Genomic DNA, 21,356 nt, shown 5'->3' with positions numbered 1-21,356 from the left:
CTTTATACGTTTGTTTTCAAAATTAAATTTTGAATGGTTTGAAGAGAATGAATGAGCTTTTCGCGCTCTTCCTCAGATAATGTTTGGAAATTTTCTTTTAGTTTGTCTAAAATGAATTGCTGATACTGATTTACTAATAATTTCCCTTCAGCTGTTAGGGAAATTAAAATGACCCGTCGATCTTTTTCGCTATAATGACGCTCTATTAGTTCTTCTTGAATAAGTTTGTTTAATAGAGGTGTCATGTTAGGCCGTGAAATCGCTAGCCGCTTGCCGATTTCGGAAACTGCTAATGTGCCGTTTTCATGCAAAAGCAGTAATACTTGTGTATGTGATGGCGGCATATGTCTTTGAGAAGAAAATTCTCCAGGAAGCATAAATTTGCGATAAAAAAGAGGCACTAGCGAAAGAAGATGATCAACAATACGTTCCCACTCGCGTGATTCCATATAAAGGCCCCCTTCCACTATCATTGTAACAAAAAAGACATGTTATAAAAATAGAATTGTTTCATGGGAATTTTAATATTTGTAGGCCAATACTTTTTTTGTAAATGAATCGGCAATAATCGTATAGCCTTTATCATTTGGGTGTACTTGGTCAAAGAGCAATTCTTTTTTATCATTCGATATTAATTTACGAATTGGCAAAACGATAGATGGTTGATTCACTTTTGCAATGGAATAAACGGATTCATTCCAGCCGTCTAAAAACATATCTGCATAACTTGCGATGGAGTCATCGAGTTGTAACGGGTTATAGAGTTCAGAAAGAATGAGTAAAGCATCCGGATTTTGATCTCGGACTGTCTTTACAATATTTTTTACATCCGCTTCAAAATGAGCTTTTTCTTTATTTAACATTTTAATACCGTCTATAACACCGACATCACGATTTAAGCGAAATAAATTATTTCCCCCAATATTAATTGTAATGATATTTGCTGCTCTAATTTTTTGCTTTACATCTTCTGATTGAACTTTTTTAGCGAGACGATCTGTTGTAAGACCGTTTATCCCAAGGTTTTCTACAGTAATTGGTTTATGAATTTGTGCTTCTATTTGTTTAGAGGCTAATTCAGCAAATCCACCTTGTGTTGATCCATATCCTTTGGCGAGCGAATCACCTAGTACGAGATGATAAAAGGAATCGTTTGTTTGCTTATCAATCCAACTTGGAGTAGATGTTTTTTCTTCGGGTTCATTTTGTTTTGTCTCGTCGTTCTTTTCAAAATAAGAATAAGAAATGATCAGAAGGAGGAGACAAACAATTGTTAAGATGACTTTTTTCATAAATTCATCCTCCTTGTAATTGGTAATTGTATCATATTCAGCAGTATTAGCAATGTAAGGGCATATTATATGTTTATGAAAAGTTTATAATAACTTTACAGAAAATTTGTTGAAGTTTGTCAAAAAATATTGACGATAGGAAAGAACTTTATATATGATAATGTCAGATAAGGTGAAATTTTAATTAGTGGGAGCTTTATTTCCTATTAATTGTTAGTCTTCATCAATCGAGCGTTTAAGGGGACTACTCGTTAGCGCAGGGTGAAATGAAAATTGTGTCTCTAATAGAAGAAAAAAGGTATGTGGTTAGAGACAGATAGGGATTCATTTCATTATTTCTGGTAATTGTATAAGGGGGATTTTTTGTGAAAAAGTCAAAAAAAATGCTAGCTGGAGCAACTCTTGCGATTGGTGTTATAGCACCGCAAGTAATGCCAGCAACAGCTCATGCAGATGAGAACACTGGGGAGAGTACAGTTAAATTACGAATTCTAGAAACATCAGATATTCACGTTAACTTAATGAATTACGATTATTATCAAACGAAAACAGATAATAAAGTAGGTCTCGTACAAACGGCAACACTCGTTAATAAAGCACGTGAAGAAGTGAAGAACTCTGTCCTATTTGATGATGGGGATGCATTACAAGGGACACCGCTTGGAGATTATGTAGCAAATAAAATAAAGGATCCGAAGAATCGTGTGGATCCTAGTTATACACATCCATTATATCGTGTAATGAATTTAATGAAGTATGACGTCATCTCTCTTGGGAATCATGAATTTAACTACGGTTTAGATTATTTAAACAAAGTGATTGAAAAAACGGATTTCCCGGTTATTAACTCGAATGTATATAAAGTTGACCATGATGATAAGGAAGAGAACGATGAAAATTATTTTAAACCATATCATATTTTAAAGAAAGAAGTAGTGGATGAAGCAGGCCAAAAACAAATAGTGAAAATTGGTGTAATGGGATTTGTTCCACCACAAATCATGAACTGGGATAAAGCGAATTTAGAAGGACAAGTAAAAGCAAAAGATATTGTGCAAACAGCGAAAAAATTAGTTCCGGAAATGAAGGCGCAAGGTGCGGATATTATAGTTGCACTAGCGCATTCAGGTGTTGATAAGAGTGGATACAACGAAGGAATGGAAAATTCATCGTTTTATTTAGCGACAGAAGTTCCTGGCGTAGATGCAGTATTAATGGGACATTCACATACTGAAGTGAAGGATGTATTTAATGGTGTTCCAGTTGTAATGCCTGGTGTTTTTGGTAGTAACTTAGGTATTATTGATATGCAATTGAAAAAGGTAAACGGAAAATGGGAAGTACAAAAAGATCAATCTAAGCCACAACTTCGCCCGATTGCTAATAGTAAAGGTACCCCATTAGTAGAATCTGATCAAAAATTAGTTAATGAAATTAAAGATGAGCATCAAGCGACAATCGACTATGTAAATACACCTGTAGGTAAAACGAAAGCACCAATTAATAGTTATTTTTCATTAGTACAAGATGATCCTTCCGTACAAATTGTGACAAATGCGCAAAAATGGTATGTAGAACAAGAACTTAAAAAACCAGAGTACGAAGAGATTAAAGATATTCCGGTTTTATCTGCAGGCGCACCATTTAAAGCAGGTGGCCGAAACGGTGCTACATATTATACGGATATTCCAGCTGGAACGTTAGCGATTAAAAACGTTGCAGATTTATACGTATATCCAAATACGTTATATGCTGTAAAAGTAAATGGGGCACAAGTGAAAGAATGGCTTGAAATGTCTGCAGGTCAGTTTAATCAAATTTATCCAGAAAAGAAAACAGAAGAACAACCGTTAGTAAATATAGGCTATCCTACATATAACTTTGATATTTTAGATGGCTTAAAATACGAAATTGATGTAACACAACCGGCGAAATACGATAAAGATGGAAAAATTGTAAATGCAAATACGAATCGTATTGTAAATATGACATATGAAGGTAAGCCAGTAGCTGATGATCAAAAGTTCATCGTCGCTACAAATAACTATCGTGGAAGTAGTCAAACGTTCCCAGGTGTAAGTGAAGGGGAAGTTGTATACCAATCACAAGATGAAACACGTCAAATCATTGTGAAGTATATGCAAAAAATAAAAAATATTGATCCAGCAGCTGATCAAAATTGGACGTTTAAACCGATTGTTGCAGATAAATTAAATACAACATTTGATTCTTCACCAAATGCACAAAAGTATATAAAGAAAGATGGGAACATATCATATGTTGGACCATCTGAAAATGAATTTGCTAAATATGCAATTGATATAACGAAGAAGAATGATGATAAAGAAACTGGTGGAGAAAACCCAACAATACCACCAAAAGGTGATGGAGAAAACCCAACAACACCAACAGAAGAAGGTAATAATGGTAATGAACCAAAGCAAGATGGAAATAATACCGGATCTGGACAAACTACAACAGATGATCAAAATACAAAAGAAACAACAACAACTGTAAGTGAAAATAAAGAAGCTGAAAAAGATGAACGTGATTTACCGAAAACAGGTGCAAGTATTGCTTCTACAATTGGAGCTGGTCTTGCGTTTGTTGGAGCGGGATTACTTATGTTATTTAGAAGAAAGAAAGCGAATAGATAGTCGAGAAATATAAAAAGGATTACCGATTTGGTAATCCTTTTTGTTATATTATGAAACTGGTACTGCTTTTTCTTTTTTCCATGAAAGACCGAATCCAGTAAAGCCGACGATAATGGTTACGACTGGACACGCTAAACAGAAGATTGCGTATGGCAGGTAATCGAATGTTGGAACGCTAAGAACGTTTGTTAAGAATACGCCACTGACACCCCATGGTACGAGTGGATTAATTACTGTACCAGCATCTTCTAATACTCGTGATAAATTACGACGCTCTAAACCGACTTCATCGTATTTATTAGCAAATGCTTGTCCTGTTAAAACGATGGATAAGTACTGCTCACCGAGTAAGAAGTTTACACCAATTGCAGTTGAAGCAGTAGAAATAATTAAGCGTGTGCTATTTTTTACGAAGCTAGAGATAATATTCATCAGCTGCGCTATAATGCCCATTCCTTGTAATAATCCTCCCATACAAAGAGCTAGGAAAATAAGAGCGATTGACATCATCATACTTTGCAGACCACCGCGAGATAATAAGCTATCAATATCTTTAATACCAGTTTTAGAAACGTATCCGTCTTGCATAATTTTCATTAAATCCGCTAAAGAAGTGCTAGGTTTAAAAATAAAGAGAATAATAATCCCTACCACAATTCCTGCAAGTAATGTTGGAACTGCGGGTACCTTTTTAAATGCGAATAGGAACAGTAATAAAATGGGAATCAGCGTAACGATAGAAATCGTTGCATTTTTTTCTAGTGTGTTAATAAATGCTGAGAAATCAACGTTTCCACCAGATCCGCTTCCTAAAATGAAAAATGCGATAAAAGCAATAATGAAAGCTGGTACTGTTGTCCAAAGCATGTTACGAATATGTTCAAATAAATCTACACCCGTTACAGCAGGCGCTAAGTTTGTTGTATCAGATAAAGGAGACATTTTATCTCCAAAGAATGCACCAGAAATAATTGCACCAGCAATAAGAGCTGGATTGTATCCAAGGGCAGTACCCATACCCATAAAGGCAAGTCCTACAGTTGCAGCAGTTGTAAATGCACTACCGATACTCGTTCCAACAATTGCACAAACAACAAAAACAGTTGGAACGAAAATTTTTGGAGATACAAGTTGGAAGCCGTATACCATTAAAGTCGGAATAGTTCCAGCTGCGATCCAAACGCTAATTAATACGCCTACAAGTAAGAAAATAAATATAGATGGAATACCAGCTGAAATACTACTAATCATCCCTTTCTCCATAGTAGACCAAGAGATTTTCTTCAGGAATCCAAATGCTAATAAAAGAACGATACCAAATAAAATTGGGATGTGTGGTGAAACTTCTAATTGAATAACACTAAAACCAATACAGAAAAAGATAAAAATTGTTAAAAGAACAGACTCAATTTTTGAAACCATTGTTTTCCCCTCCTAAGTAATGTGAAATAGCTCTTTTTTATATAAAATTCGCCAATATTGTATATTTCCTTCTAAATTTTAGAATTTTGTGACAAATTACCGGTAATTGTTGGTTCTTCTATATGATGCGGAAATGATTGGATAAAAAAACGTCCCTGCATATAATTATGCAGGGACGAAGAAATCGCGGTACCACCCTAGCTTGTGAAATGAATGTATCACAAAATAAAGGGTCATATGATATGCGCTTATAAAATAAAAAACGCCCCTGCAATATATGCAGGGACGAAAAATTCGCGGTACCACCCTAAATTGTGAAACAGTGTCGTTTCACCACTCTTTAGACATAACGGTCTATAACCGTCTTTCACTACTCCTCACGTTTCGTAAAAGAAGCTCCAGGGGGTAATTCATAATTCGCTCTGTACTGGTTCGCACCGACCACCAGCTCTCTGAAATCAGAAATCGAAATACTACTAAATCCTATCATCGCCGATTCATATGATGTTAGTTAAATTTTTATCACATTTTCATCTTACATGTCAATAAAAATATTAAATGTTTTTTTAGGGAAATAAAGGATAATTGTTTTAAAGCTCTAATTTTGTACGTTATAATGAATTTGAAAGGGGAGGAAAGAGTGAAGAAAAAAATAATTCTTTTTACCACCTTACTAGTCGTTGGCGGAAGTGCTGGAATTTACACAGCTTTTGCGGCTGAATCAGAGCAGTTGAAACAAAAACAAATACAACAGTCAGAAGTGAAGAAAGTAAAAGAAATAGAAGAGAAGAAATCAATGGAAAAAGCAGCAGAGAAACTAGGAGTTTCTACTGAGGGGAAAACAAAAGAAGAGGTTACGAAAGAAGTAAATACCGCTAGGTTTGAGAAGCGTCATGATTTATTAATTGAGCACGCTAAACAACTTGGAATTGATACAGAGGGAAAAAAAGATGAAGAAATTATTTTAGAAATTGGAAAGATACAGCATGGAAAGTAGAACAACTTATCGTATGATAAGTTGTTCTTTTTTAAGAACTATTTGATTTTAAAATAATTGACAGTCATTCGGATTTAATGTTAACTATATTTATAAACAAGTTAACATTAGGAGTGACAGTTGTGACAATAAATAGTAGAACGATTGAAAAATCATCTTATACATATGAAGAATTAGCAGAGAAAAATAAAGCTTACGTATGGCACCCATTTACACAAATGAAAGATTATTTAGAAGAAGATCCTGTCATTATTGAACGTGGAGAGGGAAGAAAGCTATACGATGTAAATGGTAATGAATATTGGGATGGTGTTTCATCTATATGGTTAAATGTTCACGGACATCAAGTACCGGAATTAGATGAAGCAATTCGTGAGCAATTAAATAAAATTGCTCATTCTACTATGTTAGGACTTGCTAACGTTCCATCTATTTTATTAGCAGAAAAAATTATTGAGGTTGTACCAGATGGATTGAAGAAGGTATTCTATTCTGATTCAGGTTCTACCGCTGTTGAAATTGCAATTAAGATGGCTTTCCAATATTGGCAGCATAAAGGGAAACCAAAGAAACAAAGATTCGTTACATTAAAAGAAGCATATCACGGTGATACAATTGGAGCTGTTTCAGTAGGGGCAATAGACTTGTTTCACCAAGTGTATAGTTCGCTCTTATTTGATGCGATTAAAATGCCGTATCCATATACATATCGTTCTCCTTACGGAAATAATAAGGAGGAAATTGTAAAAAGCCATTTAGCAGAAATGGAAGAATTGTTGAAAGAAAAGCATGAAGAAGTAGCTGCCATCATTGTAGAGCCATTAATGCAAGGTGCTGGTGGAATGATTACAATGCCAAAAGGATATTTAAAAGGACTGCGCGATTTATGTACAAAGTACAATGTATTATTTATTACAGATGAGGTAGCGACTGGATTTGGGCGTACAGGGAAAATGTTTGCGTGTGAACATGAAAATGTGACGCCAGACATTTTAACTGCTGGTAAAGGTTTAACAGGTGGATATTTACCAATTGCAGTTACCGTAACGACAGATGAAATATATAATGCCTTCTTAGGAGAATATGAAGAACAAAAAACATTTTTCCATGGACATAGCTATACAGGCAATCCGTTAGGGTGTGCCGTAGCAATCGCGAATCTAGAACTATATGAAAAAACAAATTTAATAGAAGAAGTGGCACGTAAAACGGATTATGTGGCAGCGCAATTAGAAAAGCTCTTTGCGTATAAACATGTAGGTGATATTCGTCAGTGCGGATTAATGGTTGGTATCGAGCTTGTGAAGAATAAGGAAACGAAAGAAGCTTTTGACTGGACAGAAAGAGTCGGTGTTCAAGTATGTAAACGCTCAAGAGAGCTAGGTATGATTTTACGACCGCTAGGTAACACGATTGTATTTATGCCGCCACTTGCTTCTACTTTTGAAGAGATTGATGATATGTTACGCATCTTATATAAGGCAATCTCGGATGTTACGGAGGGAGAATAATGAGTGGTTTTTTCATAACAGCAACTGATACTGAAGTTGGAAAAACAGTAGTTGCAGGTGCTATAGCAGGTGTATTTAGAGAATTAGGATATAACGTAGGGGTATATAAACCGTTGCAAAGTGGGCATGTTGCATCAAACCCTGAGGGAGATGCGGCAAGGTTAAAAGTATTATCAGGTGTACCGACACAAGAAAATGAAATTTGCCCTTATTCTATTGAAGAACCACTTGCTCCGAGACTTGCCATGAAAAGAGCTGGAAGAGTAGTAAAGTTAAAGGAAATTACTGATTACTATAATGAACTATTAAAAGAGTTTAATAGCTTATTTGTAGAAGGAGCAGGTGGGCTTGCTGTCCCATATACAGAAGATGCTTTAGTAATTGATTTTGCAAAAGAATTACAGTTGCCTCTTATTGTAGTAGCTCGTCCTACATTAGGAACAGTAAATCATACAGTGTTAACGATTGCTTACGCAAAGGCGCATGGCTTAACCGTAGCGGGTGTCATTTTATCAGGTTGCAAAGAATGTGAAATGGAAAGAGTGCAAGAAAATAAAGAGATGATTGAAGAGTTGAGCGGGGTACCAGTTTTAGGATTATTACCATTCTTTGAAGGTGAGTTTACGAAAGAAGAAGTATTGGAATCTGCAAAAGAATATATTATGATTTCAAAATTAGAGGAGTTTATCCAAAATGAATCAAACGTGGCGGGCGCACCTTCAATCTAAATTACAACAATTACATAAGCAAGGGCAGTATCGAAATTTATATGTAACAGAGCAGGCAGAAGAGACTTGGCTTATTCGAGATAAAAAAAGGATGTTAAATTTAGCGTCAAATAATTATTTAGGGTTAGCTGGAGATGAAAGGTTAAAAGAAGCTGCTATTGCCTGTACAAAAAGATATGGAACTGGAGCGACTGCCTCTCGTCTCGTTGTAGGAAATCATCCATTATATGAAGAGGTTGAGAGAAGCATATGTGACTGGAAAGGTACTGAAAGAGCTTTAATTGTAAATAGTGGGTATACGGCAAATATAGGTGCCATATCTTCTTTAGCCTCTCGGCACGATATTGTTTTTAGTGATAAGTTAAATCACGCAAGTATTGTTGATGGAATCATATTAAGCGGGGCAGAGCATAAAAGGTATCGTCATAATGATTTGGATCATTTAGAGAAGCTTTTGAAAATGGCTTCGCCTGAAAAGAGGAAATTAATCGTAACAGATACCGTTTTTAGTATGGATGGTGATACTGCGTATTTGAGAGATTTAGTACAACTGAAAGAGAAATACGGAGCAATCATTATAGTCGATGAAGCACATGCGAGTGGAATATATGGAATCGGCGGAGCTGGATTATCTCACATAGAAAAAAATCTTTCTCAAAAAATTGATATACATATGGGGACGTTTAGCAAGGCTTTAGGGTGTTATGGTGCGTATTTGACAGGTGATGAAATTTATATAGAGTATTTACAAAATATGATGAGAAGCTTTATTTTTACTACAGCTTTACCACCAAGTACGTTAGGAGCGGTGCAAAAAGCAATTGAAATTGTAAAAGAAGATAACGAAAGAAGAGAGAACCTTATAGCAAATGGAGAATACTTCAGAACTAAATTAAGGGATGCTGGTTTTGATATTGGGAATAGTTCAACTCATATTGTACCGATTGTAGTCGGTTCAAATGAACATGCTTTACGGTTTAGTAAAAGGTTGCAAGAGGCAGGGATTGCGGCTATTGCAATTCGTCCGCCAACTGTGCCGGTTCATAGTTCTCGAATTCGCTTTGCAGTTACATCGCAACATACAATAGCTGATTTAAAATGGGCTATTGATCGAATTATTCACATTGCGAAAGAAGAGGAGATTTTCGTATGAACGAGCTAAAGATTATTTTTATTCCCGGATGGGGAATGGAAGAGAATATTTGGGATTTAGTAATTCCGTATTTTAAAGGATATCCTGTTCAATGCATAGATTGGCGTAATGTGAAAGAACGAAGTGAATTTGCGGAACGAATTATAGATGTAGCGCATAATGACAACGTAATTTTAGTTGGATGGTCACTAGGAGCGTTAGCAGCAGTTGAAGCTTATAAAAAGATTAAGGCAAAAGGCATCGTATTAATTGGTGGTACTGCTAAATTTACAAGTACGAGCGATTACAGTAACGGATGGAATGCTTTGCATGTAGAACGGCTGAAAAGAAATTTGGCGAGAAGGAAAGAAGATACGCTCAAGCGGTTTTATGAAAATATGTTTACGAAAGATGAGCTAAAAGAGAATAAAAACTTTGAAGACATTGTAGACCGTTTTAAAGGTGATTCTATTCAGTCTTTACAACTAGGTTTAGATTATTTAATAGAAACAGATATGAGAGAAGAACTAAAAGAAATTAAAGTACCTATACTACTTATTCACGGAGAACAGGATGTAATATGCCCATTGTCTGCGACACGTAGTATGACGGAGAATAGCAGCAGCGAGCTGAAAGTAGTAAGTGAAGCAGGGCATGCATTATGTGTAACGAATTTTGAATATTGTGCAAATGAGATAATTCAATTTGTAGAGGGGATACGACATGATCAACAAAACGTTACTACAAAAACGGTTTAATGGGGCAGCCGTATCTTACGATCGATATGCAAATGTACAAAAAAAGATGGCACATTCATTACTTTCAATCTTAAAGGAACGATATAGTGAAACGGCATCAATACGTATTTTAGAACTGGGATGCGGGACGGGGTATGTAACAGAACAATTATCAAAGTTATTTCCGAAAGCACATATTACAGCAGTTGATTTTGCTGAAAGTATGATTGCGATTGCGCAAACTAGACAAAATGTAAAAAATGTAACGTTTCACTGTGAAGATATTGAGCGATTACGATTAGAAGAATCATATGATGTCATTATTTCAAATGCTACATTTCAATGGTTAAATAATTTACAACAAGTGTTAAGAAATTTATTTCAACATTTGTCTATAGATGGCATATTACTCTTTTCAACGTTTGGACATGAAACATTTCAAGAATTGCATGCTTCGTTCCAACGTGCGAAAGAAGAAAGAAATATAAAAAATGAAACATCGATTGGTCAACGTTTTTATTCAAAAGATCAGTTGCTTCATATATGTAAGATAGAAACAGGGGATGTGCATGTTTCTGAAACATGTTACATAGAGAGTTTTACAGAAGTTAAGGAGTTTCTGCATTCTATTCGAAAAGTAGGAGCAACTAATAGCAATGAAGGATCATATTGTCAAAGTCCCTCACTCTTTCGTGCGATGCTGCGCATATACGAAAGAGACTTCACGGGAAATGAAGGGATAATGGCAACGTATCATGCTTTATTTATGCATATAACAAAAGAGGGGAAGAGATGAAATGAAACAAGTACAAACAAAAAGGGATTGGAAAAAACTTGCATACGACGTAGTGGAAGAAAAGATGATTACGAAAGAAGATGCAATAGCGATATTAGAAGCTGATGATACAGAAGTTTTAGAAATTATGAATGCAGCTTACATTATTCGCCATCATCACTTTGGTAAGAAAGTAAAATTGAATATGATTATTAATACGAAATCTGGATTATGTCCTGAAGATTGTGGATATTGCTCACAGTCTATTATTTCAGAAGCACCAATTGATAAATATGCATGGTTAACGCAGGAGAAAATTGTAGAAGGGGCACATGAAGCAATACGCCGTAAAGCAGGTACATATTGTATTGTAGCGTCTGGTCGTCGTCCGACGGATAAAGAGGTAAATCACGTAATTGGAGCAGTTAAGGAAATTCGTGAAACGACAGACTTGAAGATTTGTTGTTGTTTAGGTTTCTTAAATGAAGATCAAGCAGGACGTTTAGCGGAAGCAGGCGTGCATCGTTATAACCACAACTTAAATACACATGCAAATAATTACGATAGTATTTGTTCAACGCATACGTATGATGATCGTGTTGATACAGTTCAAAAAGCGAAACAAGCTGGTATTTCACCATGCTCTGGAGCGATTTTTGGCATGGGAGAAACAATTGAAGAGCGTGCTGAAATTGCATTTGAATTACAACGTATAGATGCAGATTCTATCCCTTGTAATTTCCTTGTTGCTGTAAAGGGGACACCTCTTGAAGGGCAAAAAGAGTTAACGCCAGTAGAATGTTTAAAAGTACTGGCAATGATGCGTTTTGTAAACCCAACAAAAGAAATTCGTATTTCAGGAGGACGTGAAATCAATTTACGTTCTGTACAGCCAATCGGTTTATTTGCAGCAAATTCTATTTTTGTCGGGGACTACTTAACGACAGCTGGACAAGAGCCGACTGCGGACTGGGGTATGATTGCAGATTTAGGATTTGAGATTGAAGAATGTGCATTATAAGATAGATGAAAAAGCAAACTTGTAAAAGGGTTTGCTTTTTTTGTAAATAAAATGTAATAAATAGTTGTGAACGCTTGGTATTATTGGTTTTTGAGCGAAAAAAAGAATTTTTGTGGACGAATTTTCCAAGCCCTAGTTGTACATAGTAAATATGTAATTTATATTGGGTTGGAGGATTTTACATGTACAAATACATATTAGCGATTATGACTTGTTTAATTTTAATAAAAGCAATAAGTTCTGATCCAGTTAAGGCTGCTGAAAATCCTGAACAAAAAGAGATGCAACAAAGAATCGAACAACACTTTCGAACGAAAGCTGAACATTTTGGATTGAAAACGGAAGGAAAAGATTTAAAGGAAGTTAGAAAAGAAATTACTATTATAGAAGAAGCGAAAAAAAGAGAGAATGTATGGAGAACAGCACAAGCTCTTCATATAAAAACAGAAGGAAAAACGATGAATGAATTAATAAAAGATGTACAAAAAAAGGTGAAAAAATAAAAAGAGGCCGCAGCCTCTTTTTTTATGCCCATTGTTTTGATAAGTGAGCCATTTCAATTGCAGCAACAGCTGATTCATATCCTTTATTACCAGCTTTCGTACCTGCGCGTTCAATCGCTTGTTCAATTGTTTCTGTCGTTAATACGCCGAAAATAACTGGGATGTCCATTTGTAGTGATAAAGACGCAACACCTTTTGCTACTTCATTACAAACGTAATCGTAGTGAGTTGTAGCACCTCGGATTACAGTACCTAATGTAATAACAGCATCATACTTTCCGCTACTAGCCATCTTTTTAGCGATTAAAGGAATTTCAAATGCACCAGGAACCCAAGCAACATCAATATCATTTTCTTCTACACCGTGACGCTTTAATCCGTCTAAAGCGCCGCCAAGTAACTTACTTGTAATAAATTCATTAAAACGTCCAACAACAACTCCAACTTTTAATCCTGTACCAACCAAATGACCTTCGAATACCATAATAAATCTCTCCTTTAATTATAAGTTTAGTAAGTGTCCTAATTTGTTTACTTTCGTTTGTAAATACGATTTATTCTCTTCTTTTGCTGGCATTTGCAACGGTACACGCTCGACTACTTCTAAATCGTAACCTTGTAAGCCAGCAATTTTTCTTGGGTTATTCGTTAATAATCGTAAACTTTGTAAACCTAAATCTTTTAATATTTGTGCACCGATACCGTAATCACGAAGATCAGCAGGGAAGCCGAGTTTTTCATTTGCTTCTACAGTATCGAATCCTTCTTCTTGTAATTTATAAGCACGAAGCTTATTAAGAAGCCCAATGCCTCTTCCTTCTTGTCTCATATAAAGAAGAACACCTTTTCCTTCACGCTCAATTTGAGCAAGTGCTGCATGGAGTTGTGGTCCGCAATCGCAGCGATGTGAACCGAATACATCTCCTGTTAAGCATTCAGAATGAACACGCACAAGTACCGGTTCACCTATTGAAATATCACCTTTTACAAGTGCGATATGTTCTTTCGTATCTAATGAGTTAGAATAGCCAATTGCGTGGAAAGTACCGAAATCTGTAGGTAATGTAATTTCCACCTCTCTCGTCACAAGTGTTTCATGATGGCGGCGGTAAGCAATTAAATCTTCTATTGTAATCATTTTTATATCAAATTGTTTTGCGCATTCTATTAAATCAGGTACACGTGCCATCGTGCCGTCCTCATTTATAATCTCGCAAATAACTCCAGCTGGTTCGGCACCGCATAGCTTTGCTAAATCAACAGCGGCTTCTGTATGACCTGCACGACGCAGGACACCGCCTTCTTTCGCAATTAATGGAAAGATATGTCCAGGTCGATTGAAATCAGTGCCTTTTGATGCGGGATTTAACAATTCTTGTATCGTAGTTGCACGTTCGTGAGCGCTAATCCCTGTTGTTGTAGAAACATGGTCAATGCTCACTGTAAACGCAGTATGATGTGAATCTGTATTATGAGATACCATTGGTTCTAATTGTAGACGTTCTGCGTATCCTTCCGTAATCGGTACACAAACGAGACCACGACCATGTGTAATCATAAAATTAATTGTTTCCGGTGTAATGTACTCTGCTAAAGCAATAAAGTCGCCTTCATTTTCTCGGTTTTCATCATCACATACGATAACGACTTTACCTTGTTTTAAATCTTCTAGAGCTTCTTCAATACGATGAAACATTGTGCTTCCCCCTTATAGAAATCCGTTTTCTTGTAAAAAACTTTCGGTCATTGAACCTACTCGTTTTGCAGGTTTAGTAATAAAGCGTTCGATATATTTACCAATCATGTCACACTCAATATTTACGATATCTCCGGCATTTTTTTCTCCAATGACAGATTCGCTTACTGTGTGCGGGATGAGTGAAATCGTTATGGAAGCTTCGTCTATATCAAATATCGTTAAACTCGTTCCATCAACAGCAATGGCCCCTTTATGCAAACAATAGTGTAGCAATTCATCAGAAATTGCTATTTTATAATAGACGGCATTGTAATGTTGTTTTTTAGTTAAAATCGTTCCGATGCCATCAATATGTCCTGAAACGAAATGTCCACCGAATCTTCCATTTGCAGACATTGCCCGCTCTAAATTTACTTTAGAGTGGGGTTTAAGCATGCGAAGCGATGTCGACTGCATCGTTTCAGGCATTGCATCAACTGTAAATGAAGTAGTTGTAAAGTTTGTTACAGTTAAGCAAATACCGTTAACTGCGATACTATCACCTAAGTGAACATCTGATAAAATTTTCTTTGCATGAATCGTTAATTTCATCGCTTCTCCGCTTTGTTGCATGTTTGCTATCGTTCCTAATTCTTCTACAATTCCTGTAAACATTCCGTCACCTCGTTTCGGGCATTCGCAACGATTTTTATATCATCACCAATTTGTTTCATCTCTTGAATTTTCAAGGAAAGCGCATCTTGTAATTTTGAAAAACCATTTCCTCCAAATAAAGTAGGAGCATCTTTTCCACCAATTAATTTCGGGCTTATATAGGTTACAATTTCATTGAAATTGTTTGTTTTTAAGAAACTTGCATGAATTGATTGGCCACCTTCAACGAATAGAGAAAGAATTTGTTTCTCTCCAAGAAAGGAAAGAAGGTCCTCGATTTCTATATGCTTCGTTTCCATTTGGAATATAGCTATATTTTTAGAATTATAAGAAGATATCTTCTCTTTCTTTACATCCTTACCGACAATAATCCATGTCGGTGCTAAACCATCTGTTATAACATGAGAAGATGGTGGCGTTCGTAAATGGGTATCTAAAACAACGCGAATAGGATGTTTCCCACCATTTGGAATTCTTGTTGTTAAATGAGGATTATCAGCTATAACTGTATTCACTCCAACAAGAATTGCATCATGTGTATGGCGATATTGGTGAACATCAGCACGTGCTTCTTCACCTGTAATCCACTTACTTTCACCAGTTACAGTTGCTGTTTTTCCATCTAAGCTCATCGCTGTTTTGATTGTTACAAAAGGGCGTTTCGTTTTCATGTAGTGAAAAAAGTAGCGATTTAATAAAACTGCTTCTGCTTCAAGAACACCGGTAGTTACTTCAATTCTAGCTTCCTCTAATCTTCTTTTTCCGTTACCAGAAACGAGCGGATTACAATCGGGAGTAGCAATTACCACACGCTTAACTCCTTTTTCGATGAGCAATTCACAACAAGGTGGTGTTTTTCCAAAGTGGCTACACGGTTCCAGTGTTACATAAACGGTAGCGTCTTTGGCGTTGTGACCAGCCATTTGAAGGGCATGAACTTCTGCGTGTTCTTCACCAGCTCGTAAATGAGCCCCCATACCAACGATGTTTCCATCTTTTACAACAACAGCACCAACCATAGGATTTGGACTTGTTTGTCCTGATGTTCCTTCTGCTAACTGCAGGGCAATCCTCATATATTCTTGATCTGTCATTTTCTTCACCTCTCCTAAAAAAATCAAAAAACCCCAAGGATTTAATATCCTTGGGGTTTGGGAGACGTGATTTCTAGAAATATAGTTTGAATACGAAAGCATAGGAAAGAAACCTAACGATAATTGATATTTCTGCATAAGGAAAAAACCTAGCAAAATATCGAATTTTTAAACGCTAGTTGTCTCTTTTTATTTCAGTATAAAAAATAAGTATAGAAAATTAAACATATATAAAGAATCAAAATGAATCTTTAAAAATATGCATACTGAAATAAAAGTGTATTCACTATATAAAAAACTAGAAACATATCCTTCTCCCATCCAGACTATACTGTCGGCCCTAGAGTTTCACTAGATCCACCGTTTTCGAGTTGAAAACGGGTCACGGACTTAGAAGTTTTCACTTCATCACCGCCGGTTGGGAATTTCACCCGACCCCGAAGGATGCTGTTTGCTCAAATTATAGCACAAAAAAAATAAAAGGCTAGTAAAAAATATTCGAATGTGAAGAATTGTGTGAAAATATATGTGGGCTGGAATGGAAATAAAAGTATTAGAAATGTTGTAAGGAGAAGGGATATAACGGAGTTGCTAAAAAGAAAAAACATGCACAAAAAAATGTGCATGTCACATGTAAAATTATTCTGCCTCTGGTGCTCTAACAACAGACTCGAATTTACCTTTATGCGAAGCGTCGCAATAAGGCATATTTTTTGATAAACCACAACGGCATAAAGAAAATGCCGGTTTTGCTGGGAATACATTCCCTTGTGAGTCGACTAATTCCACGTCCCCTGTAACGCGAAAAGAGCCATTATCATTTACTTTAATTTGTACTTTTGCCAACGTTATCCCTCCTTCCCAAACGCTTAATTTCATCATATAATCAAGGGAAGTGCTTGACAATATAAAAAGAGCACTTTGTTTGAGAAAGAAGAGAGTGTTATAATAGTTTTCATAACTGACTAGAGTAAGGTGACGAGAGATGGATAAACAATTACATACATTACGAAACATTGCAAATGAGCGCACGTGGGCATCATTTTTGAATGATAATCATCCATATAGTTTGTTACATTGGTCCATTGCAGGTGTAGGGCAAGAGGCAAAGGATGTTTGGTTACTTCAAGATGAAGTAACATTTCAAACGACAGAATTCCCAACGTTAGATGATGCAATGCAATGGATTTCTGAAAATATGGAACAAGTTACAGACGTTTTAGCGCAATAAAAAAACAGGCTTATGCAAGCCTGTTTTTTGTTTCTTTCACATATGTGTTTAAAAATTGATCGATGGCTGCTTCGTACTCTTCTTTATTTTCGTTATAAGAGCAAGCGTGTGCACCACGTTCTGCAATATAAAGTTGTTTATTGTTTTCTTTTGCTTCATATAGTGATTTCGTCATATCAGCTAAAATATAATCATCATCTTTACTATGAATAAAGAGGACGGGATTGTTAATATTTTTTATACAATCAATTGGTGAAACTTCGCGAATCGTATAACCGTCACGCACTTTTAAAAAAGCATTTGCTAAAGGTAATAAAGGCCATTTTGGTAAATGGAATTCAACCTTTAAACGGTGCTGTAATTGTCCGTGAAAATCAGAGAAAGGACAATCTGCAATATAGAAATCAGCACCATCTTCTACAAGTCCTGCGTATTGAAGAAGTGTTGCAGCTCCCATAGATTCACCATGAATACCGAGTGTTATATTTGTTCCAAAGCGACTTTTTAGCCAGTCAACTACAGATTTTAAATCATGTTTTTCATAGTATCCATAGCTTGTTGTTTTTCCGCCAGTTTTACCATGACGACGATGATCATAAATAACGACATTATACCCTCTGTTTAAAAATAACCTTGCATATTTTACAGAGTTCATTTTATTTACAGTTACGCCGTGACAAAAAATCATAAACTTATTGGAATGACCAGCAGGAATGTAATATCCGTGAAGATCATATCCGAATTGTGAAGGAATATGAATTTCTTCTTTATGAAGAGCATCAAAATCTTCTATACGAAAATGTTTTTTCGTTTCTCTTTCGAGTACTTCTTCCTCTGTTTTTTTCTTTAAATACATCACTTTATTTGTAAAGAAAATCCCAAGGGCTGTTATCGCACCTAGTACAGTAAACAATGCTGCAAAAAAACGTTTCATACTTTACCTCATCCTCCAAATAACGTTACATGTGATACACTTATATTGTATCACAATGATATAAAAGGGGAGAAATAGGAAATGGTGCATATACAAAAAATTACGCCAACGATGAAAGAAACAATTCGAATGTTTATGTGTGAGAACTGGGGAAGTTCATTGATGGTTTCACGTGGTAAGGGGCATCAATTAGAAGAGTTGCCAGGATTTGTTGCGTTTTCTAATGACGGAATAATCGGAATTATAACGTATGAAGTGACTGGAAATATGTGTGAAATTATATCGTTAGATAGTATTGAAGAAAGAAAAGGAATAGGGAAGAAGCTTGTGGATTGTGTATTGCAAGTTGCAGAAGAAGAACGGTGCAGGCAGGTTTGTCTTATTACAACAAATGATAATATGAATGCGTTACGATTTTACCAAAAACGTAATTTTGTAATGACTAATTTATATGTGAATGCGGTAGAGGAGGCACGAAAAATAAAGAAAGAAATTCCACGCATTGGATATGATAATATCCCAATTTTACATGAAATTCAGTTGGAGTATCGTTTAGTGAAATGATGTAACAATTTTCAGAAATATAAGTTATTAATCTTGACGGATAGTGTAATTTAGGTTACCGTAAAATTGTAATCTATTACCATATTAAGGGGTGACGATGTGGCAACTATACGTGATGTTGCAAAATTGGCAGGTGTTTCAGTCGCAACCGTTTCACGAGTTATTAATGAAAAAGGATATGTTCATGAGGACACAGTAAAACAAGTAAAGGAAGCAATTGAAGAATTACGTTATAGGCCAAACAGTGCAGCGAAGCCACTATTTAAAGAGAATTCAACGATAATTGCATTACTTGTAGATAATCTATATGACCCATCAAACATCACTTTGCTACATTGTATTGAGGAAATAGCATATAAAGAAGGATATCAAATCATTGTTTGTAATATAGAGAATAAAGATAGATACATATATATGTTGAAGGAGAATAACGTTGCAGGTGTTATTTTAACAAAATCCGTTTTTAAAAGTATAGGAGAAATTCCATTTCCGTTTGTTGTGATTGATGAGCAACAATCACATGGAAATTATTATGAAAGTGGACAGAGGGCTGTTTCTTTATTAAAAGAGAAAGGGTGTCACTTTCTTGCATATTTTGGTGAGGGAGAAGAAAGTGAAGAAATGGAAGATCATATAGCAGGTTTTTTAGATACTGTTTGGGATGAAGGAATCTCTTATCGAGAAGAATGTGTACAAGGGTATACAAATAAACAATTTATTACATTATTGCGAAACAATCCGTATATAGATGGAATTGTAACCTCAAGTGATCAGATTGCTATTGAGTTAATTCGGTCAGCAAGATTTGTAAATATACATGTACCAGATAAATTAAAAATTGTTGGACCGAATGGGAGCATAGAGTGTGAATGGATAGGTTCATCACTACCGGCAATTGAAAGCTATGTCAAAGATAACGGAAAAGTAGCTTTTCAACAATTAAAAGGAAAAATAAAAAAGTAAAAGGTGCGTTTTATACGCACCTTTTTATAATGTAATTGCGGCAATAAAGCCAAATATAAGTAACGGTATATTGTAATGTAGAAAAGTGGGTACACATGTATCCCATATATGATGGTGCTGACCATCAGCATTTAAACCGGATGTTGGTCCGAGGGTACTATCTGATGCTGGAGATCCTGCGTCACCTAGCGCTCCGGCTGTACCAATAATTGCAATTGTAGCCATCGGACTAAATCCAAGCTGAATGCACAGAGGTACAAAAATTGTTGTTAAGATAGGGATGGTTGAAAAGGATGAACCAATTCCCATCGTAACGAGAAGTCCAATAACAAGCATAAGAAATGCAGCGAGTGGTTTGTTATTTCCGATTATATGTGCACTCGTTTGCACCAGAGATTCAACATGTCCTGTTTTTCGAAGAACAGCGCCGAATCCAGCGGCAGCAATCATAACAAAGCCAATAAAGGACATCATACGCATTCCGCTTGTTAATATCGCATCTGCTTCTTTAAGTGGTAGACTACCACTTACTGATAAGACGATAATACCTGCTAAAGCACCGAAAATCATTGATTCTGTTGTTAATTGAACAGTTAATGTAGCAATGATAGATAATAACCCGAAAGTAATGCTACGTTTTGTATAGGGAACAATCTCATTTTCGGTAGTATGAATTTGTTCTGTTTCATACGTACGAGGTTTTCGGTACGTAATGAATACCGCTACACATAATCCAATAATCATACCGAGTGCTGGGATAGTCATTGCTTTTGGAATAAGTGTGACATCAAATGTAAGACCGCTTTGCGCAGCGTTGGTTTGCAATACGTCATGATAAATTTTTCCGAACCCTGCAGGGATCCACATATAAGGAGTAATTAATCCAAATGTAATAATACACGTGACAAGTCTTCGATCCACTTTCAGCTCATTTAATACTTTTAAAAGTGCTGGAATTAAGATGGGGATGAAAGCAATGTGAACAGGAATCACATTTTGTGAGAAACAAGCCATCGTTAAAATAATGAATAAAATAAGTATTTTAGAATAAACTTGTTTTTTCGTGTCTTGTTCATTGCCAATCCATTTTAATGCAGTTTGAATCATAGCATCTGGAAGTCCTGTTTTGGAAAGGGAAATAGCGAAACCACCAAGCATTGCATAACTTAAAGCGATTGGAGCACTGTTTCCAAGACCAGTTGTAAAAGTGTTAATCGTTTCTGAAATACCGAGTCCGCCGATAATTCCGCCTGTTAAAGCTCCAACAATGATGGCGACAATGACCTGGACACGTAACAAACTAAGCAATAGCATAATTGCTACTGCGACGAGTACAGCGTTCATAATAAATGTAATCTCCCTAAATTTTTATTCTGTTAAGACAAGTAAATATGAAACATTTTGCTATGTTTATACATACTTGCGACATATTATTATAAAAT

At 35.8% G+C, this 21,356-nt stretch carries 22 protein-coding genes, 1 riboswitch and 1 other annotated feature; of the genes, 12 read left to right on the top strand and 10 right to left on the bottom strand.

Annotation, left to right across the window (positions count from 1 at the left end; genetic code table 11):
• Positions 1-2: 2 nt before the first annotated feature.
• Positions 3-449: a MarR family winged helix-turn-helix transcriptional regulator gene (locus tag DN403_RS19170; protein ID WP_000445819.1), complete on the bottom strand. Its 447-nt coding sequence runs from the start codon at positions 447-449 to the stop codon at positions 3-5.
• Positions 450-521: 72 nt separating this feature from the next.
• The gene (locus DN403_RS19165; RefSeq protein WP_000755844.1) at positions 522-1,292 is read right to left on the bottom strand and encodes a GDSL-type esterase/lipase family protein; all 771 of its coding nucleotides are present in this window, start codon (positions 1,290-1,292) and stop codon (positions 522-524) included.
• 365 nt (positions 1,293-1,657) lie between these two features.
• Here DN403_RS19165 and cpdB point away from each other — a divergent pair, with 365 nt between their 5' ends.
• Positions 1,658-3,949 carry a bifunctional 2',3'-cyclic-nucleotide 2'-phosphodiesterase/3'-nucleotidase gene (gene cpdB / locus DN403_RS19160; protein ID WP_149185683.1) on the top strand — a complete coding sequence of 764 codons (2,292 nt, stop codon included), beginning with the start codon at positions 1,658-1,660 and terminating at the stop codon, positions 3,947-3,949.
• A gap of 48 nt (positions 3,950-3,997) precedes the next feature.
• On the opposite strand, the gene nhaC is transcribed toward cpdB, so the two are convergent.
• A complete protein-coding gene (gene nhaC, locus DN403_RS19155; RefSeq protein WP_000253734.1) occupies positions 3,998-5,371 on the bottom strand; it encodes a Na+/H+ antiporter NhaC in 1,374 nt (457 codons plus the stop codon).
• 278 nt (positions 5,372-5,649) lie between these two features.
• Positions 5,650-5,870: a binding site (T-box leader), on the bottom strand.
• Positions 5,871-6,011: 141 nt separating this feature from the next.
• Between nhaC and DN403_RS19150 the strand changes: the two genes are divergently transcribed.
• The 8 genes from DN403_RS19150 to DN403_RS19115 all read left to right on the top strand — a co-directional run bounded on the left by DN403_RS19150 (position 6,012) and on the right by DN403_RS19115 (position 12,775).
• Complete coding sequence (locus tag DN403_RS19150; protein ID WP_000726908.1) at positions 6,012-6,368, top strand: hypothetical protein; 357 nt, start codon at positions 6,012-6,014, stop codon at positions 6,366-6,368.
• A gap of 77 nt (positions 6,369-6,445) precedes the next feature.
• Positions 6,446-7,879, top strand: coding sequence for an adenosylmethionine--8-amino-7-oxononanoate transaminase (bioA, locus tag DN403_RS19145; protein WP_003255568.1), 1,434 nt, complete (start codon positions 6,446-6,448; stop codon positions 7,877-7,879).
• Positions 7,879-8,607, top strand: coding sequence for a dethiobiotin synthase (gene bioD, locus DN403_RS19140; RefSeq protein WP_000012478.1), 729 nt, complete (start codon positions 7,879-7,881; stop codon positions 8,605-8,607). The genes bioA and bioD overlap by 1 nt, the downstream gene beginning before the upstream one ends.
• Positions 8,573-9,760 carry an 8-amino-7-oxononanoate synthase gene (bioF, locus tag DN403_RS19135; RefSeq protein WP_001077300.1) on the top strand — a complete coding sequence of 396 codons (1,188 nt, stop codon included), beginning with the start codon at positions 8,573-8,575 and terminating at the stop codon, positions 9,758-9,760. Before bioD ends, bioF begins: the two co-directional genes overlap by 35 nt.
• Positions 9,757-10,497, top strand: a complete 741-nt coding sequence (locus tag DN403_RS19130) for an alpha/beta fold hydrolase (RefSeq protein ID WP_001004159.1) — start codon at positions 9,757-9,759, stop codon at positions 10,495-10,497. The genes bioF and DN403_RS19130 overlap by 4 nt, the downstream gene beginning before the upstream one ends.
• Positions 10,463-11,272: a malonyl-ACP O-methyltransferase BioC gene (bioC, locus tag DN403_RS19125; RefSeq protein ID WP_000608912.1), complete on the top strand. Its 810-nt coding sequence runs from the start codon at positions 10,463-10,465 to the stop codon at positions 11,270-11,272. The genes DN403_RS19130 and bioC overlap by 35 nt, the downstream gene beginning before the upstream one ends.
• 1 nt (position 11,273) lies before the next feature.
• A complete protein-coding gene (bioB, locus tag DN403_RS19120) occupies positions 11,274-12,272 on the top strand; it encodes a biotin synthase (protein WP_000815856.1) in 999 nt (332 codons plus the stop codon).
• Between the two features lie 182 nt (positions 12,273-12,454).
• Complete coding sequence (locus DN403_RS19115) at positions 12,455-12,775, top strand: hypothetical protein (protein ID WP_000280032.1); 321 nt, start codon at positions 12,455-12,457, stop codon at positions 12,773-12,775.
• 22 nt (positions 12,776-12,797) lie between these two features.
• Here the strand turns inward: DN403_RS19115 and ribH are convergent, their stop codons facing one another.
• From ribH to DN403_RS19090, 5 genes are all read right to left on the bottom strand, one after another.
• Positions 12,798-13,259 (bottom strand): 6,7-dimethyl-8-ribityllumazine synthase, encoded by a 462-nt coding sequence (gene ribH, locus DN403_RS19110; protein WP_000230895.1) that lies wholly within the window; start codon positions 13,257-13,259, stop codon positions 12,798-12,800.
• 18 nt (positions 13,260-13,277) lie between these two features.
• Positions 13,278-14,471, bottom strand: a complete 1,194-nt coding sequence (gene ribBA, locus DN403_RS19105; RefSeq protein WP_000469006.1) for a bifunctional 3,4-dihydroxy-2-butanone 4-phosphate synthase/GTP cyclohydrolase II — start codon at positions 14,469-14,471, stop codon at positions 13,278-13,280.
• A gap of 12 nt (positions 14,472-14,483) precedes the next feature.
• Positions 14,484-15,128 (bottom strand): riboflavin synthase, encoded by a 645-nt coding sequence (gene ribE / locus DN403_RS19100; RefSeq protein WP_149185682.1) that lies wholly within the window; start codon positions 15,126-15,128, stop codon positions 14,484-14,486.
• Positions 15,110-16,222 (bottom strand): bifunctional diaminohydroxyphosphoribosylaminopyrimidine deaminase/5-amino-6-(5-phosphoribosylamino)uracil reductase RibD, encoded by a 1,113-nt coding sequence (ribD, locus tag DN403_RS19095; protein WP_149185681.1) that lies wholly within the window; start codon positions 16,220-16,222, stop codon positions 15,110-15,112. The genes ribE and ribD overlap by 19 nt, the downstream gene beginning before the upstream one ends.
• A 305-nt stretch (positions 16,223-16,527) precedes the next feature.
• A riboswitch (FMN riboswitch) is annotated at positions 16,528-16,671 on the bottom strand.
• A 190-nt stretch (positions 16,672-16,861) separates the two neighbouring features.
• A complete protein-coding gene (locus DN403_RS19090; RefSeq protein WP_001151582.1) occupies positions 16,862-17,068 on the bottom strand; it encodes a CDGSH iron-sulfur domain-containing protein in 207 nt (68 codons plus the stop codon).
• Positions 17,069-17,207: 139 nt separating this feature from the next.
• Here DN403_RS19090 and DN403_RS19085 point away from each other — a divergent pair, with 139 nt between their 5' ends.
• Positions 17,208-17,453 (top strand): DUF2552 family protein, encoded by a 246-nt coding sequence (locus tag DN403_RS19085; RefSeq protein ID WP_000360793.1) that lies wholly within the window; start codon positions 17,208-17,210, stop codon positions 17,451-17,453.
• Positions 17,454-17,463: 10 nt separating this feature from the next.
• Here the strand turns inward: DN403_RS19085 and DN403_RS19080 are convergent, their stop codons facing one another.
• Positions 17,464-18,387: an alpha/beta hydrolase gene (locus DN403_RS19080; protein ID WP_000819241.1), complete on the bottom strand. Its 924-nt coding sequence runs from the start codon at positions 18,385-18,387 to the stop codon at positions 17,464-17,466.
• Positions 18,388-18,468: 81 nt separating this feature from the next.
• On the opposite strand from DN403_RS19080, the gene DN403_RS19075 reads away from it, so the two are divergent.
• Together DN403_RS19075 and DN403_RS19070 are read left to right on the top strand one after the other, a co-directional pair.
• Positions 18,469-18,951, top strand: coding sequence for a GNAT family N-acetyltransferase (locus DN403_RS19075; protein WP_149185680.1), 483 nt, complete (start codon positions 18,469-18,471; stop codon positions 18,949-18,951).
• 99 nt (positions 18,952-19,050) lie between these two features.
• The gene (locus DN403_RS19070) at positions 19,051-19,914 is read left to right on the top strand and encodes a LacI family DNA-binding transcriptional regulator (RefSeq protein WP_000201358.1); all 864 of its coding nucleotides are present in this window, start codon (positions 19,051-19,053) and stop codon (positions 19,912-19,914) included.
• A gap of 24 nt (positions 19,915-19,938) precedes the next feature.
• Here DN403_RS19070 and DN403_RS19065 read toward each other — a convergent pair whose 3' ends face one another.
• Positions 19,939-21,258: a Na+/H+ antiporter family protein gene (locus DN403_RS19065; protein WP_000994811.1), complete on the bottom strand. Its 1,320-nt coding sequence runs from the start codon at positions 21,256-21,258 to the stop codon at positions 19,939-19,941.
• Positions 21,259-21,356: the final 98 nt, after the last annotated feature.

The sequence above is a fragment of the Bacillus sp. AY2-1 genome, assembly GCF_008368965.1.
GTDB classification, from domain to species: domain Bacteria; phylum Bacillota; class Bacilli; order Bacillales; family Bacillaceae_G; genus Bacillus_A; species Bacillus_A thuringiensis_S.
The sequence above is the reverse complement of the archived record's forward strand: the minus strand, read 5'-3'. Positions and strand labels throughout refer to the sequence as shown.

Coding starts and splice junctions, on each gene's coding strand:
- DN403_RS19075 (WP_149185680.1), top strand. CDS start 18,469: ATGGTGCATATACAAAAAATTACGCCAACGATGAAAGAAACAATTCGA.
- ribH (WP_000230895.1), bottom strand. CDS start 13,259: ATGGTATTCGAAGGTCATTTGGTTGGTACAGGATTAAAAGTTGGAGTT.
- DN403_RS19165 (WP_000755844.1), bottom strand. CDS start 1,292: ATGAAAAAAGTCATCTTAACAATTGTTTGTCTCCTCCTTCTGATCATT.
- DN403_RS19085 (WP_000360793.1), top strand. CDS start 17,208: ATGGATAAACAATTACATACATTACGAAACATTGCAAATGAGCGCACG.
- DN403_RS19115 (WP_000280032.1), top strand. CDS start 12,455: ATGTACAAATACATATTAGCGATTATGACTTGTTTAATTTTAATAAAA.
- DN403_RS19080 (WP_000819241.1), bottom strand. CDS start 18,387: ATGAAACGTTTTTTTGCAGCATTGTTTACTGTACTAGGTGCGATAACA.
- bioA (WP_003255568.1), top strand. CDS start 6,446: ATGTTAACTATATTTATAAACAAGTTAACATTAGGAGTGACAGTTGTG.
- ribBA (WP_000469006.1), bottom strand. CDS start 14,471: ATGTTTCATCGTATTGAAGAAGCTCTAGAAGATTTAAAACAAGGTAAA.
- DN403_RS19170 (WP_000445819.1), bottom strand. CDS start 449: ATGGAATCACGCGAGTGGGAACGTATTGTTGATCATCTTCTTTCGCTA.
- nhaC (WP_000253734.1), bottom strand. CDS start 5,371: ATGGTTTCAAAAATTGAGTCTGTTCTTTTAACAATTTTTATCTTTTTC.
- ribD (WP_149185681.1), bottom strand. CDS start 16,222: ATGACAGATCAAGAATATATGAGGATTGCCCTGCAGTTAGCAGAAGGA.
- ribE (WP_149185682.1), bottom strand. CDS start 15,128: ATGTTTACAGGAATTGTAGAAGAATTAGGAACGATAGCAAACATGCAA.
- DN403_RS19130 (WP_001004159.1), top strand. CDS start 9,757: ATGAACGAGCTAAAGATTATTTTTATTCCCGGATGGGGAATGGAAGAG.
- DN403_RS19065 (WP_000994811.1), bottom strand. CDS start 21,258: ATGAACGCTGTACTCGTCGCAGTAGCAATTATGCTATTGCTTAGTTTG.
- bioF (WP_001077300.1), top strand. CDS start 8,573: ATGAATCAAACGTGGCGGGCGCACCTTCAATCTAAATTACAACAATTA.
- bioB (WP_000815856.1), top strand. CDS start 11,274: ATGAAACAAGTACAAACAAAAAGGGATTGGAAAAAACTTGCATACGAC.
- bioD (WP_000012478.1), top strand. CDS start 7,879: ATGAGTGGTTTTTTCATAACAGCAACTGATACTGAAGTTGGAAAAACA.
- bioC (WP_000608912.1), top strand. CDS start 10,463: ATGATCAACAAAACGTTACTACAAAAACGGTTTAATGGGGCAGCCGTA.